The sequence below is a fragment of the Pseudomonas sp. NIBRBAC000502773 genome, assembly GCF_006517195.1.
Taxonomy (GTDB): domain Bacteria; phylum Pseudomonadota; class Gammaproteobacteria; order Pseudomonadales; family Pseudomonadaceae; genus Aquipseudomonas; species Aquipseudomonas marginalis.
In genome coordinates, this window is the sequence record NZ_CP041189.1 from 4,964,663 (window position 1) to 4,981,275 (window position 16,613).

Consider the following 16,613-nt stretch of genomic DNA (forward strand, 5'->3'; position numbering starts at 1 on the left):
TCGCCACAGAAATTAGAGTAGTCCCTGATCCGCACACACCTTCACCACCTGTTCACGAAACCAGGTATTGGCACTGTCCTGTTCACTGCTTTCATTCCACTGCATATCCAGGGTGAACCCCGGTAACCCGTTGGGGGCCTCGCAGTGGCCGAACACCGTCGCCGGTGCCAGCAGTTTCTGCACGCGGCGCGGCAGGGTGACGATGAAGTCGGTGCCGGTGATCATCTTCAGCGCCGCGCTGTAGCTGTTGGCGCGGGCGATCACCTGGCGCTTGTGGGCCTGGCGCGCCAGCCAGCCGTCGATCATGTTGGTGTCGGAGGTCCATGGCGTGGGGAACACGTGGCGCCGCTCGACGAATGATTGCAGGCTGAATGCCGGCTCGCGCGGTGCCGAGCGTTTATCGAAGACGCACACCAGATCGTCCTCCAGCAGCATTTGGGTCTTGAAGTCTTTATGGGCGCGGTGAAAGTGCGGTCCGAAGCAGATCACCAGGTCCAGGCGGCCCTCGCGCAGGTCGTCGGCGGGGATGTCGGCTTCCAGTTTCTGCACATTGACGATCACCGGCAGGTCGGCGCGGTCGAAATTCTTCAACAGGCGCGGCAGGATCAGTTGTTCGAAGTACTCCGGCGCGCAGACATTGAAGGTCACGGCCTTCTGGGTCGGGTCGAAGGCCTGGCCACCGGCGTGGCACAGGTTGATGCTTTCGAGGATCTTCTGCACATGGGCGTACATGGTAGTGGCCTTGTACGTAGGCCGCATGCCCGCCCGCGTGTTGATAAACAGCTCGTCTTCAAAACTGGTCCGCAGTTTCTTCAGGCTGTAGCTCACGGTGGACTGGCTGACGAACAGCGTTTCTGACACGTCGGTAACGCTGCTCTGGTCATAGACGGCGATAAACACCATCAAGTCCTGCATATCGAGTTTTCTGAGCAAGTTACTGTTTAACATCGGTTTCGTCCGTAAACCCCATGTACCGAAGTCAGTACAAGACAGCGCGAAAGCTTAACGGAACGGCCGTACCAATAGAAAGCTCTGTAGGGCGTTTCAATGTTTTGCGTGGGACAAATACTGTTTGCAACACGACGTCAGCGAATATGTTCTGTGTAATGCCTTGGGTTGAAGCGCGTGACGATCAGCAGCATCACCACGATCACCGCCGTCAGCGACCACCAGGCCCATTCGAAGCTGCCCAGCTGGTCGCGGATCATTCCGGCGATCAGCGGCGACAGGCCGGCAATCAGGTAGCCGATGCCCTGTACGAATGCGGTAAGGCCCCCGCGCGGCGCGGGTTGTCGAGGTGGTCGAGGGACAGGATCAGGCTCATCGGGAACAACCCGCCGATACCCAGGCCCAGCAGGCACGGCCACAGCAGACTGAGGTGTTGCGGGCTGAGGATCAGGCCGCAGAACCCCAGGATGATCAGCCCCAGCAACACCGCCACCACCCCGCGTTTATCCCGGCGGCGGTTGGCGATGGCCGGCGTCACCATGCCGGACACCACCTCCATAGCGGTCAGGAAACCCAGCAACAACCCGGCATTCTGTTCGCTCCAGCCTTGCTCCACGTAGTACGGCGCCAGCCACGCCAGCACGCAGGTGTAGGACGCCGTACCGAGGCCGAAAAAGATCGCCAGCAACCAGGCGCGGCCGTTGCCGAAAAACGATTCCTGAGGGCCGGCGGCGGCTTGGGGCAACGGTGGCAACACCGAGCGCTGGGCGTACCAGAACACCAGGGCCAGCAGCGCCAGAAACCCCCAGATCGCGAGGCCGATGCGCCAGCTGCCGGTCTGCACCTGCACGAAGGGGGAGAACGTTGCCGCCAGCGCCGCGCCGCCCATGATGGCGGTGACATAGAGGCCCATGAACAGCGACACGTTGTCGCTGAACCGCGACTTGATCAGGGCCGGCATCAACGCCTGGATCATGGCGATGCCCACACCGGCGGCAATGGCGCTGACGATCAATTCCAGGGCCGAATCCAGGAACAGCCGCGACAACGTCGCTACGCCAATCACCAGCAGTGACAGCACAATGCTGCGGTGCTCGCCAAAACGCTTGGCCAGGCCCATGCCAAAGAACATCGCCAGGCCCATTGCCATGACCGGCAACATGGTCAGCAACGCCGCGCTGCTGAAACTCAATGGCACATCGCCGCGGATTGACGACAACAACGGCCCCACGGCGGCCATCGACGGCCGCAGGTTAAGGGCGACCAGCACGACGCTGATCATCAGCCATACGGCGGTGGTGGGTTTTGCCTGAACGTTTTCCATGGGCCTGCCTTGAATGAACAAGGGTGAATCAGGCCACGCAGGGGGGAGGGGGGCAAATGAGAAAGTCGCAGGGGCTATCTAAAAATTGCGGTTAACTGAAACACCGCTATCGGGGGCAAGCCCCCTCCCACAGTTGTTCTGCGTCGTCAGATAGACCGGATCACATGCTTGATCTCCTGAAACGCCGCCAGGCCCCAAGGCCCTAGCTCACGGCCGATACTGCTCTGCTTGTAACCACCCCACGCCGTCTGCGGGAAGATCACCTGCGGTGCGTTGATCCACACCAACCCGGCCTGCAAGGCATTCGCCACGCGCTCGGTGGTCTCGACGCTGCGGCTGACCACGCTGGCCACCAGGCCGAAATCGCTGTCGTTGGCCAGGGCAATGGCCTCTTCCTCAGTGGCAAAAGCCCGTACACACAGCACCGGGCCGAAGATTTCTTTGTTCCACAATGCACTGTCCAATGGCACGTCGGTAAACACGGTTGGGCGAATGAAGTAGCCCTTCGCCAGATTCGCCGGGCGTTCGCCGCCACACACCAATCGCGCGCCAGCCTCGACGCCCCGTTGGATATGCCCCAGCACCCGCTGATACTGCACGCGGTTGATCAACGCGCCCATTTCCACGTCGTCGGCAAATGGGTCGGCGACGCGAATCCCTTCAGCCCGGGCCTGCAAGCGTTGCAGGAATTCATCCGCCAGGCTGTCGGCCACCAGCACGCGGCTGGTGGCGGAACACATTTGCCCGGCGTTGAAAAAACCACCGCCACACGCCAGCTCCACCGCCAGGTCGAGGTCGGCATCCGCCAGTACCAGCAGCGAAGATTTACCGCCCAATTCCAGGCTCACGCCTTTGATGGTTTCCGCTGCACGTTGCATCACCTGTACGCCCACGGCGTTGCTGCCGGTGAAGGAAATCTTCGCCACGCGACGGTCTGCGGCCAACGGTGCGCCAACGGCCAAGCCGGTGCCGCAGACCAGGTTGAACACCCCCGCCGGGCAGCCCGCGTCAGCGATGATTTGCGCCAACTGCAACTCCGCCAATGGCGTGACTTCCGAGGGCTTGAGCACCACGCAGCAACCGGCGGCAAGGGCCGGGGCGAGTTTCCAGGCGGTGGTGACCATCGGGAAATTCCACGGCACGATCAGCCCCACCACGCCGCACGGCTCACGGCGCAGGCGCGCGCTGAAGTCGTCGCTGGGCAGCGCCACCGGGCGGTCCTGGCCGGCGTCCATATCGTCGGCGATACCGGCGTAGTACTCGAACGTGGCGATCACATCGTCCACATCGATACCGGCTTCAAACAGCGGCTTGCCGTTGTTGCTCGATTGCAGGTGCATCAACTGTTCGCGCTGCGCGCTGACGCCTTGGGCGATTTTGCGCAGCAGGCTGGCGCGATCGCGGCCGCTACTTTTCGACCAGTCGATAAAGGCCGCGCTGGCCGCATCCACGGCCTGGGTCACGGCCTGCCCATCGCCGACGCTGACCTGGGCCAGGGTCGCCTCGGTGGCCGGGTTGATCACCTCCAGCGCGTCATGGCCGGCACGCCATGCACCGTCGATATACACACCGTTCACTATTGCGCTCATACCGCTGTCTCCTTCATCCATAGGTCCTGGTCGATCTCAATCAGCGTCGGCCCCGGGCGATCGGCGGCGGCGCGCAAGGCGTTGCGCAGCTGTGCAACGCTGTGAGCGCTGTCGGCAGCACTGCCGAGGGCCTTGGCCACGCCGATAAAGTCCGGGGTGTAGATGTCTACGCCGACCGGTTCGATGGCGCGGTTGAGCATGTATTTCTTGATCTCTTCATAACCCTGGTTATTCCACAGCAGCACGATGATCGGCGTGCGCGCTTCCACTGCGCTGGCCAGTTCCGGCAGGGTGAATTGCAGCCCGCCGTCACCGATCAAACACACCACCGGTTGCCCATCGCCACGGCCCAACCAGGCGCCGATGGCGGCCGGCAGGGCGTAGCCCAAGGTGCCGTAGCCAGTGGAGGAATTGAACCAGCGGCGCGGGTGGTCGAGGTTCAGGGTCAGGTTGCCGCTGTACACCGGTTGGGTCGAGTCTCCCACCAGCACGGCGCCCGGCAGTGCTTCCAGCACCGTATTGAGGAACAGGGTTTGCGCGCGGGTGGCGGCGTCCCAGGTGGGAACCAGTTCGGCCCACAACCGGGCGACGCGCTGAGCGCCCCAGTCGGTGTGGCGGGGCCCCAGCGGCGTGCGGTTCAAGTCGGTCAGCAAGGCATCGGCGGCGATCTGCGCATCGGCCACCAGTGCGAGGTGCGGCGGGTAATTGCGCACGGTCTGGTCGGGGTCGATATCGATGCGCAGCAGCGCACCGGGTATCTCAAAGCCACCGGCGAAGGTCACGTCGTAGTCGGTCTCGGCCAGCTCGGTGCCGATGGCCAGCACCACATCGGCCTCGGCCACCAGCGCGCGGGTAGCGACCAGGGACTGGGTGGAGCCGATCAGCAGCGGATGCTCGGAAGGCAGCATGCCCTTGGCATTGATGGTCAGGGCCACCGGCGCGCCGAGGGCTTCGGCCAGGCGGGTCAATTCGGCGGCCGCCTCAATCGCGCCGCCACCGGCCAGGATCAGCGGGCGTTTGGCGGCCGCGAGCAACTGGCTCATCTGCTTGACCGCCGCCGGTGCCGCACCGGCACGGGCGATGCTGACCGGTTGACTGCCCAGCAGTGCATCGGCGTTTTCCACCAGCACATCCAACGGAATCTCGATATGCACCGGGCGCGGCCTGCCGGCCTGGAACAACGCAAACGCCCGCGCCAGCACGGCGGGCAATTCCGCTGCCGACATCAAGGTATGGGAGAACGCCGCCACGCCGGCCATCATCGCGCCCTGGTTCGGCAGCTCATGCAGTTTGCCGCGCCCGCCGCCCAACTGGCTGCGCGATTGCACGCTGGAAATCACCAGCATCGGGATCGAGTCGGCGTAGGCCTGGCCCATGGCGGTGGTGATATTGGTCATGCCGGGGCCGGTGATGATGAAACACACGCCCGGTTTGCCACTGGTGCGCGCGTAGCCGTCGGCCATAAAGCCGGCGCCCTGTTCGTGGCGCGGGGTGACGTGGCGGATGCTCGAGCAGGCCAGGCCGCGATACAGCTCCACGGTGTGCACGCCGGGGATACCAAACACCTGGTCCACGCCGTAGCGTTCCAGAAGGTTGACCAATACTTCGCCGCAGGTCGCCATAGGTGTCGCTCTTGTTATGGAATCGTGGCGGTATTGGAACGGCTGGCCCGTAGCGGCAACAATCGATAAAAAGTCATACTAGCCATGTCCTCACGTCATGGCTGCGCCCATATGAAACGCCTTCCGCCACTGCCCGCGCTGCATACCTTCTGGGTCACGGCCCAGTGCTGCAACTTCACCCGCGCCGCCGAGCAACTGCACATCACCCAAGGCGCGGTGAGCCGGCAGATCGCCGGGCTGGAGAGCCATTTGGGCTACGCCTTGTTCCAGCGCCAGGCACGGGGGTTGAGCCTGACCGAAGAAGGTCGCGAGTGGTCGCAACGGGTGCAGCAGGTGTTTGGCCTGCTCGGTGACGCGCTGGAACAGATCGGCAATCGCCGCCATACCTTGCAAATCAAGGCCTCCACCTGTGTCATGCGCTGGTTGTTGCCGCGCTTGATGCAGTGGCAAAAGGAACGCCCGGATGTGCCGGTTGAACTCACTACCACCGTGGCCTACAGCGTGGATTTTCGTCGCGAGCAATTCGACGCGGCGGTTATCTATGCGCCCATCGCCGAGCAGTCGGCCGAGGCGCGGCACTTGTTCGATGAGCAACTCACCCCGGTCTGCGCCCCCGCGCTGCTCGCCGGTTTGCACACCCCGGCGGACTTGCAGCAACAGGTGCTGTTGCATCCCACCCGGGATGAGCGCGATTGGGCGCGCTGGCTCAAGGCGGCGGATACGCGATTGAGCAACGTGAGCCAGGGGCATCATTTCGAGACGTTGGACTTGGCGATGAACGTGGCCTCCCAGGGCTCCGGGGTGGCGATGGGCGACAGTGCGTTGATGGGCGAGGATCTCAAGGCGGGTCGGCTGGTGATGCCGTTCGAACTGCGGGTGCCGACGGGGAAGGGGTACTACCTGGTGTATCCGCCGGGGACGGTGCCGTCGGCAGGGCTTGAAACGTTGATGGATTGGTTGGTGAGCCAGGCGCAACAGTCGTAGGCGCTGAAGATCCAAATGTGGGAGGGGGCAAGCCCCCTCCCACAGGTGTCAGTAGCCGACGGTGAAGCGCTGGCGCGAGTGCTTCGGTGTTTCCACTTCGTCGAGCATGGCGATGGCGTAGTCGGCAAAGCTGATCGAGCTGCTACCGTCACTGCTCACCAGCAAATCATCCTGGCCCAGGCGGAATTTACCGGTGCGTTCGGTGCCATCGAACAAGGCGGACGGTGACAGGAACGTCCAATCCAGGTCCTTCTCCTGACGCAGCACGTCAAGAAACTCAGCGCCTGCACTGGCTTCGGCCTTGTATTCGGCAGGGAAGCCCGCGCTGTCGATCACACGCCCGCCACCGGGCAGCCGCAACGAACCGGCGCCACCCACCACCAGCAGGCGTTTCACCCCGGCTTTTTTTACCGGGTTGATCACGGCGCTGGCGGGCAGGGTGGCGAAGTGTGCCGCACTGATCACCACATCGCTGCCGCTGATGGCTTGTTCCAGGGCATTGGCATCCAGTGCATCAACCTGCTTGACGGTGACGCCGGGGCGTACAGCCAGCTTGTCGGTGTTACGCGCGATAGCCACCACGCTATGCCCACGACGCAGGGCTTCTTCCAGCAATTGGCTGCCGGCACGGCCGGTGGCCCCAATGATTGCGATCTTGCTCATGATGTTCTCCAGTACGGTCAGGGTTTAAAGCCATTCACCACTTCATTTCGCCCTTGGCGACTTTGGCGCTGAGTTCCAGCGAGCTTTCGTCGGCGAGGGTGGGGTAACGCTTTTTCATGGCCGCGATCAGCGCGGCGGCGTCCTTGGCCTTGGCGGTTTCTACGTCGAAGGCCTTGATGTAGTCGGCAGTAAAGGCTACGGATTGCGGCGACGGCGTGCCCAGGTAGTGGCCCGGAATCACCGTGCGTGGCTTCAGCTGTTCGATGCGTTGCAGGGTCGCAAGCCAGTCTTTATGGGATTGCGCGCTTTGGGTGTCGGCCATCCACAGGTGAATGTTTTGCGCGACCACCACGCCCCCGACCACGGCCTTGATCGACGGGATCCACACGAAGCTGCGGTCCGGCTGCGGGCCGTCCAGGCCGATCACCTCCAGTTGCTGCCCTTCAAGGGTCAGGCTGTGGCCTTGCAGCACCTGGGGCACGATGGTTTTGCCCGGTTTGTCGGCACCCATTTTCGGGCCCCAGAACTCAAGTTTGCCGGCCACGGTGGCGTTGATATGGTCGACCACCGGTTGCGGTGCCAGGACCTTGGCGTCGGGGAACGCGGCCGTCAGGGTGTCGAGGCCGAAGTAGTAATCCGGGTCGCCGTGGCTGATGTAGATGGTGGTCAGGTGCTTGCCGCTGGCACGGATCTTCTGTACCAGTTGCACGGCCTGGCCTTTGCCGAATTGCGCGTCCACCAGGATCGCGTCTTTGGCACCGCTGACCAGCACCGAGCTGACCGGGAAGATCGCCGCCTCGCCAGGGTTGTAGACATCCAGGGTCAGGTCGGCCGCCGCTGCATGGCCGGCAAACGCCAAGGCAGCGGTGAAGGTCAAGCGCTTGAGGGTTGAGAACATCGGGCAGCTCCAGCAGTGAGTTCAAAGGATGCACAGAGCTTAGTTGCACTAAACCGAACTAAAAATGCGATGCTGGGACATAGTTTGTTTCTGAAATCGGGCAAATCATGGATCGTCTTCAAGCAATGCGCGTGTTTGTCACGGTGGTGGACCTGGGCAGCCAGTCCGCCGCCGCCGACCATTTGGACCTGTCCCGCCCTGTGGTGTCGCGTTACCTGGCCGAGCTGGAAGACTGGGTCGGCGCGCGCCTGTTGCACCGCACCACGCGCAAACTCAGCCTTACGGCGGCCGGTGGCGAAACCCTGCCACGCTGTCGGCAACTCCTGGAGTTGTGCGGCGATATGCAGGCCGCCGTCAGTGAGCCTGATAATGCGCCCCGTGGCCTGTTACGCCTGAGTGTCAGCACCTCGTTCGGCCAGGCGCAATTGGCCGAGGCCATTGCCGAGTACGTCAAACGCTACCCCTTGGTGACGATTGACCTGCAAATGCTCGACCGCACGGTGAACCTGGTGGACGAGCGCATCGACCTGGCCATCCGCACCAGCAACGACCTGGACCCCAACCTGATCGCCCGGCGCCTGACGGTCTGTCGCTCCGTGGTGTGCGCAACCCCAGCCTACCTGTTGGAGCACCCGGCACCGCAGAAAGTCGAGGACCTGGCCCGGCACAACTGCCTGACCCATTCGTACTTCGGCAAAAGCCTGTGGCATTTCGAGGAGCACGGCGAGCACGTCTCGGTGCCGGTGCACGGCAATATCACCGCTAACGAAGCGAGTACGTTGTTACGCGTGACGCTGGCCGGCGCGGGGGTGGCGATGCTGCCCAGCTACCAGGCCGGCGATCACATCCGCCGTGGTGAACTGGTACGTCTGCTACCCGAGGCCGAACCCCGGCAGATGAACATCTACGCGGTCTATGCGTCGCGCAAACACATGCCATCGGCGTTGCGCAGCTTGCTGGATTTCCTGGTGGTGAGGTTCCCCGAGCAGCCGGTCTGGGATAGGGGGCTCTAGGGCGACATAACCCTGTTGAATGTCGCCCAATAATGGCAACTCGCCCCGGTTGGCCTATGCTTTAAACAGCACCCTGTAGATCCGCTCAGAGGTCTGTGCCATGAGCATTAAAACCCGCAAATACCTGATGATTTTCTTCCTCTGCGCCCTGGCGACCGGGCTGTATGGCACCGCCGCCTACCGCGTGGAGCAGACCCGGATGCAGCCGACTTTTGCGATCAGCTGCCATCAGGACCAATGCGTTCCCCACACCGGCAGTTTCAGTGCACTCAGGTAGGCGGCTGTTCGGCCTTGAGTTGCTCGCGAAACGCCTTGGGTGAGAACCCGACCCGTCGGCGGAACAGCCGAGAGAAGTTGGTTGGGTCGGAAAAACCCAGTACTTCCGACATCTCGTTGATGGTCATGCTGGTGTAGGTCAGCAGGCGCTTGGCTTCGAGTAATTGGCGGTCATGCATGATCTGCAAGGCAGGCTGCCCACCCAGTTCCCGACACGTCCCATTCAGGTGCGAGACCGAGATACCCAGCTTGTGGGCCAGATCCTCAATCTTCGGGTGTTCCCGATAGTGCTGTTCAACCAATTGCGTAAAGCGCCGGAAATACTCGCGGCCCCTTGGCGCGCGCGGGTGGCGACGCTGGATGGCCTGGCGGCTGATCCACACCAGCAGCACACTGACCAGCGCATGCATCAGCATGTCCCTGGCCGGTTGGTCGTCGGCGTATTCGTCCTGCAGGCGGGCGAACTGGCTGTTGAGGTAATCACTGTCCTTGCCCGCCGGGTAGCTGCCCAGGGTCTGCAAACCGCCTGCCGTTGCGCCCAGCTGGGCTTGCAAGTGGCTGACCAGCGGTGCCGCCAGGGTGACTACATAGCCTTCCACATCTTCGGCAAAGCGAAACCCATGCACGCACAACGGCGGCAATACCTGCAGTGTGGCTTCTTTGAGGGTGGTGCGCTGGCCTTCGATTTCCAACTCGGCCTGGCCTTTGTGCACGTACAGCAGTTGGCACAGATCCGCATGCCGGTGGGGTTGGATTTCCCACTGGTATTCCCGACTGCGCCGGGAAATGGTTTCGCAGTGCAACAAATCGGGGGTCGGCCATTGCTGGCTTTCTCCGTAAAGCTTGAAGACCGGAATCGCGGTGTTGGTCATGGTTTCAATCCGATACTCAGGACAGTGGTGCGGTAATCGCCCAAATTGGCAAAAAGCGCAGGTTTTGTCGCAGTTTTCACCTTCTTATACTGCGCACTCAAGTGAAAACTGTCAGCCACAAGATCAATGACAACTCTTTCACTCGATCCGTTCGGGTGGAACTTGCGGGCGATAAAAATAATGAAAACCCTGAAAACCCAAGTCGCCATTATCGGCGCCGGCCCCTCCGGACTCTTGCTCGGCCAGTTGTTGCACAACGCCGGTATCCAGACCCTGATCCTGGAGCGCCAGAGTGCCGACTACGTACAAGGCCGCATCCGCGCCGGGGTGCTGGAACAAGGCATGGTCAACCTGCTGCGCGAGGCGGGCGTGAGCCAGCGCATGGATGCCGAAGGCCTGGTGCATGATGGCTTCGAGCTGGCGCTGGACGGTCAACTGACCCACATCGACCTCAAGGCGCTGACCGGCGGCCAATCGGTGATGATCTACGGCCAGACCGAGGTCACCCGCGACCTCATGGCCGCCCGCGCCGCCGCTGGCGCCACCACCCTGTATGAAGCACGCGACGTGCAGCCCCATGATCTTAAAAGCGATCGACCCTGGCTGACGTTCGAGCATCAGGGCCAGGCGTTTCGCCTGGAGTGCGACTACATCGCCGGTTGTGATGGGTTCCACGGTGTAGCGCGCCAGTCGATCCCGGCTGAATCGCTGAAGGTGTTCGAGCGTGTTTACCCCTTCGGTTGGCTGGGCATCCTTGCCGACACCCCGCCGGTGCACGCGGAACTGGTGTACGCCAAGCATTCACGGGGCTTTGCGCTGTGCAGCATGCGTTCACCGACACGCAGCCGCTACTACCTGCAAGTGCCGGCCGAGGAGCCCGTGGATGAATGGTCGGACGAACGCTTCTGGGCGGAACTGAAAACCCGCCTGCCCAGCGCCTTGGCTGAACAACTGGTCACCGGTCCCTCCATCGAAAAAAGCATCGCGCCCCTGCGCAGTTTTGTGGTGGAACCGATGCAGTACGGGCGCCTGTTCCTGCTCGGCGATGCGGCCCATATCGTGCCGCCCACCGGGGCCAAGGGCTTGAACCTGGCGGCCAGCGACGTGAGCACCTTGTTCCGGATTTTGCTCAAGGTGTATGGCGAGGGGCGCGTGGACTTGCTCGAACGTTATTCCGCCATCTGCCTGCGCCGGGTGTGGAAGGCTGAACGGTTTTCCTGGTGGATGACCTCGATGTTGCATCAATTCCCTGAGTCCGACGGATTCAGCCAGCGCATTGCCCAGAGCGAGCTGGAGTACTTCATCCACTCCGAAGCCGGGCGCCAGACCATTGCGGAAAATTACGTCGGACTTCCTTACGAGCCTATCGAATAGCCTGCTATCGTATCGAGCATTCCCGCGGGCCGCCTTTTCCCGCGGGCCCTGCTCGAAGGTTCTGCCGTGACTCAGCTCAATCAGCCCGCGCCACCGCTCCCCGCGGTGCGCAGTATTCTCGCCTCGTTGATGATGGCGATCTTCCTCGGCGCTCTGGACCAGACCATCGTCGCCGTGTCCATGCCCGCCATCTCCGCGCAATTCCACGACGTCAACCTGCTGGCCTGGGTCATCTCCGGTTATATGGTGGCGATGACGGTGGCGGTGCCGATCTACGGCAAGCTCGGCGACCTCTACGGGCGGCGGCCGATGATGCTGATCGGCATGGGCTTGTTCACCGTCGCTTCGTTGTTCTGCGGCATGGCCCAGAGCATGGAGCAACTGGTGCTGGCGCGGGTGCTGCAGGGCATCGGCGCCGGCGGGATGATCTCGGTGAGCCAGGCGATTATCGGCGACATCATCCCGCCCCGTGAGCGCGGGCGCTATCAGGGCTATTTCAGCAGCATGTACGCGGTGGCCAGCGTGGCCGGGCCGGTGTTGGGCGGCTACATGACCGAGTACTTATCCTGGCGTTGGGTGTTCCTGATCAACCTGCCGTTGGGCGCCGGTGCCTGGTACGTGGCCCATCGCACCCTGGTGGGGCTGCCGGCACCGCAACGCAAGCCGATTATCGATTACCTCGGCACGGTACTGATGATCATCGGCCTCACCGCCTTGCTGTTGGGCATCACCGAAATCGGCCAGGGCCATCATTGGCGTGACAGCCAGGTGCTGGGGCTGCTGGCCTGTGCCCTGGTGGCATTGACCCTGTTCGTCTGGCACGAGCGCCGCGCCCGCGAGCCCTTGCTGCCGATGCACCTGTTTGCCAACCGCAGTGCGGTGCTGTGCTGGTGCACGATTTTCTTCACCAGCTTCCAGGCGATTTCCCTGACGGTGCTGATGCCCCTGCGCTTTCAGACAGTGACCGGCGGCGGTGCCGACAGTGCCGCCTTGCATTTGCTGCCCCTGGCGATGGGCCTGCCCATCGGCGCCTATTGCGCCGGGCGCATGACCTCGGTGACCGGGCGTTACAAACCGATGATCCTCGGCGGAGCGCTGTTGAGCCCGCTGGCGATCCTGGGCATGGCCTACAGTGCGCCCCAGGATATGCTGCTGACCGGCGTGTTCATGTTGCTGTGCGGGATCGCCGCCGGCATGCAGTTCCCCACCTCCCTGGTAGGGGCGCAGAACTCGGTGCAGCAACGGGACATCGGCGTTGCTACCAGCACCACCAACCTGTTCCGCTCCCTGGGCGGCGCGGTGGGGGTGGCGTGTATGTCGGCGTTGCTGCTGGCGCTGTTGCAGGACTCCAGCTTCGCCCACCTGGCCAGCGGTGCGCTGGTGGCCGAGGGCGGTTCCGGCAATGTGCTGCTCGACGGCCTGAACGCCGCGCCAGGCCCGGCGCAGGATGCCCTGCGCGGGGAGCTGGGGGTGACGTTCCGGCATTTGCTGCTGGTGAGTGCGGGGGGTCGCTGCTGGGGTTGGCGGCGGCGATCGCGATGCCCAATCGCGTGCTGCGCGGGCGAGAAGACAAAACCCGCTGACTGACACAATAGAGATTTGATGTGAGAGGGGCTTACCCCCTCCCACATTTGAATGCATTCCAGTTCAGATCAGGGGCTGTAGTAACCCACCGCAACCATGAAATGTCCGGCCTTGCGCACATACGCATGCTTGTTCTCGACCTTATCCGTCACCGGGTTCTTCCAACGGTACTTGTATTCCCCCTGGTCCTGCTCGGCCATCAGCTTGAGGATCGGCTCGCCCACCGGCTTGCCGTCGGGGTCCTTGATCTTGCTGAAGTCGGTGTTGATCAGGCGCAGGTTGGTGCCATGGGCCACGTAGCGCTGGGTGTTCAAGTCCACGACAAACACATAGAGGTCATCCTGCAGGAAACCGCCCTGCAATGAGTTGATGGCCTTGAGTGTGCCGGCTTCATCCTTCAGCAACGCGTTCACCGCCTTGTTGCGCAGGGCCCGGGCCTGTTCCGGGGTGGCGCGCGGCAGGTAGTAACCCACAGCGAGGATGCGCTGGCCGACGCGCTGGTAAAACACATGCTTGTGCTCGACCTTGCCGTCGTTCCAGTTCTGCCAGCGGTAGTCGGCCTGTTGGATACCCTGGCCTTCCGGCACCTTGAGCGCGTCCTTGAATGACTGGCGCAACTCTGGCCCGAGTACCTCGGACACATCCCGGCCGATCAAGGCGGAGGAGGGCCCGCCGCTGGCCAGCAGCACGCCCTGGGTGTCGACCACGAATACGTAGCGGTCATGGTCGACAAACTCGCCCTGGCGGCTGAACACGGCGAGCGCCTTGTCGCCGTTGCTCTGGTAGTAGGCCAGGGCTTTTTCCAGCAGGGCCTTGGCGGCCTGGGCGTCCTCGTCCTGAGTGGTCGCGGCGTGTACCTGGCTGAAACACAACAGCAGCAGCCAGGTGATGCGGAGCAGTCCCTTCATGTCCCGTCCCTCGTTCTTATTGATGTGAGCACAGCGTAGACGGCTCTGGCTCAGGGCGCTGCCAACCATTGGCTGACGATGCCGTCGTAGACGCCGGTGGCCACGCTCAGGTGCAACCACTGGTCGACATAGCTCTTCCACGCCACATCATCACGGGGCAGCAGGAAGGCTTTTTCGCTGTACTGCATCTGCCGCTCCGGGTTGACCGCGCACAACCCGGGCTTTTGCTTCTGCTGGTAACGCGCTTCGCTGGCGTCGGTGATCATCACGTCGGCCTTGCCGGCCAGCAGTTCGTCGAAGATGGTCACGTTGTCGTGCAGGCGGATTTGCGCCTGGCCCAGGTGGGCGCGAGCGAAGACTTCGTTGGTGCCGCCCGCCGGTTCGATCACGCGCACCTGGGGCTGGTTGATCTGCTCCACGGTCTGGTAGCGCTTGACGTCGGCGCAACGCACCAGCGGGATCTTGCCGTCGACCCCGAGGGAGTGGCTGAAGAAGGCTTTTTTCTGGCGCTCCAGGGACACCGAAATCCCGCCCACGGCGATGTCGCAGCGCTGGGCGAGGAAGTCCGGCATCAGGGTTTTCCAGGTGGTGGGCACCCACTGGATCCTGGCATTGAGGCTCTTGGCCAGGGACTCGGCCATGGCAATGTCGATGCCTTCATAGCTGCCATCAGCGCGCAACGAGGTGTAGGGCTTGTAGTCGCCGGTGGTGCAGACGCTGAGGGTGCCGCGCTCAAGCACCTGGTCAAGGCGCGAGGGGGCGGTGTCGGCCAGGGCGGAGGTGGCCAGGCTTGCCAGTACGCACAGGGTTATCGTTGTTTTCATGCGATCGGGTCCTTGGGGCATGCTCGGGGGCGGTCATTATTTCCAGCAGCAAGGCCAGGTAGCAAGGGGCGTTGAATGTTTAGCCAAGTCGCAACCAAACTCCATCAACCCTGAATTTAAACACCTATGCGGGCGTGTGACGCTGGGCGCATCTCTATCATTGTGATCCACCCATGGGCGGCTCCCCCGACACTCACCCTGCGACACTGCCCTCCGAACTCGCCTTCTGGGCCCTGTTCCACTGCCGCCACGCGCGCCCGCCAGACTCCCTTCTCCTACGCTGATTTACCCCACGGATGACGCACCCTTGTGCGCGCCTGCCTGACACAAACGTAAGAGAAACCCCCATGAGTGTTTTTGCCAGCCTGCACGAAGCCCACGCCTTCCTTGAACAGCATCCGGACATCGAGCTGTTCGAGCTGTTTATCCTCGACAACAACGGCGTGCCGCGCGGCAAGTTGCTGCACCGCGACGAATTGCTGGCGGTGTATGAAAGCGGGCGGCCGCTGCCCAGCACCATCCTCGGCCTGACCATCAATGGCGACGATGTGGAGAATTCCGGGCTGGTGTGGGAGGTGGGCGATATCGACTGCCGCGCCTACCCGATCAGCGGCAGTTTGCAGCGCATGCCATGGCGGCTGATCCCGACCGCTGCGGTGCAGGTCAGCATGCACCCCACCGAAGGCCTGCCCGCCACCGTGGCCGACCCCCGGCATTTGCTGGCCAAGGTAATCGAAGGCCTGAACGCCGACGGTTATTACCCGGTAATGGCGGCGGAGCTGGAGTTCTACTTGCTCGACCAGAAGCGCGACAGCAATGGCCGCCCGCAACCCGCACGGGACGTGGACGGCGGGCGCCCACGCGCAACCCAGGTCTACGGCCTGCGTGAGCTGGAGCAGATCGAACCGTTCCTCGCCGACCTTTACAGCACCTGCAAACTGCAAGGCATTCCGGCGCGCACGGCAATCTCCGAATACGCCCCGGGCCAGGTGGAGATCACCCTGGAACACCGCGCCGACGCCCTGCAAGCCATGGACGAAGCGGTGCGCTACAAGCGCCTGGTCAAGGGCGTGGCGCACAAACACGGCATTGCCGCGTGCTTCATGGCCAAGCCGTTCGATGACCTGGCGGGCACCGGCATGCATATGCACGTCAGCCTGGCCGACGCCGAGGGCAACAACCTGTTCGCCAGTGAAGCCGCCGACGGCACGCCACTGCTGCGCCACGCGGTGGGGGCATGCTCGGCACCCTGCTCGATTCACTGCTGATGTTCTGCCCCAACGCCAACTCCTATCGCCGTTTCCAAACCAACAGCTATGCGCCGCTGGCCGCCACCTGGGGCGTGGACAACCGCACCGTCAGCCTGCGGGTGCCGGGTGGTCCGGCCGATTCCCGGCATATCGAACACCGCATTTGCGGCGCCGATGCCAACCCTTACCTGGCGGCGGCCGCGATCCTGGCGGGCATCCACCGTGGCCTTCGCGAACAACTCGACCCCGGAGCCCCGGTGGAAGGCAACGGCTACGCCCAGGCCAAGGCGTTGCTGCCCACCGATTGGCTCACCACCCTGCGCGCACTGGAGGCTTCAAGCTGGGCGCGGGAGGCGTTCGGCAGCGAGTTCCTGGGCGTGTACCTGGCGGTGAAACATGCTGAATACCGCCAGTTCATGGGCGAGGTGGGCGAGCAGGACTGGCGTTGGTATCTGCATCAGGCGTGATGGTTTTTACGGTGGTG

General features: G+C 63.0%; 12 protein-coding genes and 3 pseudogenes. 6 read left to right on the forward strand and 9 right to left on the reverse strand.

What is annotated here, in order from left to right; translation table 11 throughout:
• Positions 1 to 12: 12 nt before the first annotated feature.
• From NIBR502773_RS22985 to NIBR502773_RS23000, 4 genes and pseudogenes are all read right to left on the reverse strand, one after another.
• Entirely contained in the window at positions 13 to 948 is a 936-nt protein-coding gene (locus tag NIBR502773_RS22985) for a LysR family transcriptional regulator (protein WP_115485890.1), read from the reverse strand.
• 137 nt (positions 949 to 1,085) lie between these two features.
• Positions 1,086 to 2,272 (reverse strand): annotated as a pseudogene (locus NIBR502773_RS22990) (cyanate transporter).
• A 146-nt stretch (positions 2,273 to 2,418) separates the two neighbouring features.
• Entirely contained in the window at positions 2,419 to 3,861 is a 1,443-nt protein-coding gene (locus tag NIBR502773_RS22995) for an aldehyde dehydrogenase family protein (protein ID WP_141157015.1), read from the reverse strand.
• Positions 3,858 to 5,483 (reverse strand): 5-guanidino-2-oxopentanoate decarboxylase, encoded by a 1,626-nt coding sequence (locus NIBR502773_RS23000; protein ID WP_141157016.1) that lies wholly within the window; start codon positions 5,481 to 5,483, stop codon positions 3,858 to 3,860. Before NIBR502773_RS23000 ends, NIBR502773_RS22995 begins: the two co-directional genes overlap by 4 nt.
• Before the next feature lie 111 nt (positions 5,484 to 5,594).
• Between NIBR502773_RS23000 and NIBR502773_RS23005 the strand changes: the two genes are divergently transcribed.
• Positions 5,595 to 6,467 (forward strand): LysR substrate-binding domain-containing protein, encoded by an 873-nt coding sequence (locus NIBR502773_RS23005; RefSeq protein WP_141157017.1) that lies wholly within the window; start codon positions 5,595 to 5,597, stop codon positions 6,465 to 6,467.
• A 48-nt stretch (positions 6,468 to 6,515) separates the two neighbouring features.
• Here NIBR502773_RS23005 and NIBR502773_RS23010 read toward each other — a convergent pair whose 3' ends face one another.
• Together NIBR502773_RS23010 and NIBR502773_RS23015 are read right to left on the reverse strand one after the other, a co-directional pair.
• On the reverse strand, positions 6,516 to 7,130 hold the full coding sequence (locus NIBR502773_RS23010; RefSeq protein ID WP_115485894.1) for an NAD(P)-dependent oxidoreductase: 615 nt from the start codon (positions 7,128 to 7,130) through the stop codon (positions 6,516 to 6,518).
• Between the two features lie 34 nt (positions 7,131 to 7,164).
• Positions 7,165 to 8,028: an MBL fold metallo-hydrolase gene (locus NIBR502773_RS23015; protein ID WP_141157018.1), complete on the reverse strand. Its 864-nt coding sequence runs from the start codon at positions 8,026 to 8,028 to the stop codon at positions 7,165 to 7,167.
• Between the two features lie 107 nt (positions 8,029 to 8,135).
• On the opposite strand from NIBR502773_RS23015, the gene NIBR502773_RS23020 reads away from it, so the two are divergent.
• Complete coding sequence (locus tag NIBR502773_RS23020) at positions 8,136 to 9,041, forward strand: LysR family transcriptional regulator (RefSeq protein ID WP_027604285.1); 906 nt, start codon at positions 8,136 to 8,138, stop codon at positions 9,039 to 9,041.
• A gap of 100 nt (positions 9,042 to 9,141) precedes the next feature.
• The gene (locus NIBR502773_RS30655; protein WP_162844255.1) at positions 9,142 to 9,318 is read left to right on the forward strand and encodes a hypothetical protein; all 177 of its coding nucleotides are present in this window, start codon (positions 9,142 to 9,144) and stop codon (positions 9,316 to 9,318) included.
• On the opposite strand, the gene NIBR502773_RS23025 is transcribed toward NIBR502773_RS30655, so the two are convergent.
• Complete coding sequence (locus tag NIBR502773_RS23025; protein WP_115485896.1) at positions 9,311 to 10,189, reverse strand: helix-turn-helix domain-containing protein; 879 nt, start codon at positions 10,187 to 10,189, stop codon at positions 9,311 to 9,313. The genes NIBR502773_RS30655 and NIBR502773_RS23025 overlap by 8 nt on opposite strands.
• Before the next feature lie 189 nt (positions 10,190 to 10,378).
• Here NIBR502773_RS23025 and pobA point away from each other — a divergent pair, with 189 nt between their 5' ends.
• Positions 10,379 to 11,563, forward strand: coding sequence for a 4-hydroxybenzoate 3-monooxygenase (pobA, locus tag NIBR502773_RS23030; RefSeq protein ID WP_177414174.1), 1,185 nt, complete (start codon positions 10,379 to 10,381; stop codon positions 11,561 to 11,563).
• A 66-nt stretch (positions 11,564 to 11,629) separates the two neighbouring features.
• Positions 11,630 to 13,146, forward strand: a pseudogene (locus NIBR502773_RS23035) (MDR family MFS transporter).
• Between the two features lie 69 nt (positions 13,147 to 13,215).
• Here the strand turns inward: NIBR502773_RS23035 and NIBR502773_RS23040 are convergent.
• Both NIBR502773_RS23040 and NIBR502773_RS23045 read right to left on the reverse strand, forming a co-directional pair.
• Complete coding sequence (locus tag NIBR502773_RS23040; RefSeq protein WP_141157020.1) at positions 13,216 to 14,055, reverse strand: cache domain-containing protein; 840 nt, start codon at positions 14,053 to 14,055, stop codon at positions 13,216 to 13,218.
• A 50-nt stretch (positions 14,056 to 14,105) separates the two neighbouring features.
• A complete protein-coding gene (locus tag NIBR502773_RS23045) occupies positions 14,106 to 14,879 on the reverse strand; it encodes a transporter substrate-binding domain-containing protein (protein WP_141157021.1) in 774 nt (257 codons plus the stop codon).
• Positions 14,880 to 15,226: 347 nt separating this feature from the next.
• Between NIBR502773_RS23045 and NIBR502773_RS23050 the strand changes: the two are divergent.
• Positions 15,227 to 16,596: pseudogene (locus NIBR502773_RS23050) on the forward strand (glutamine synthetase family protein).
• The last annotated feature ends 17 nt before the right edge of the window (positions 16,597 to 16,613 follow it).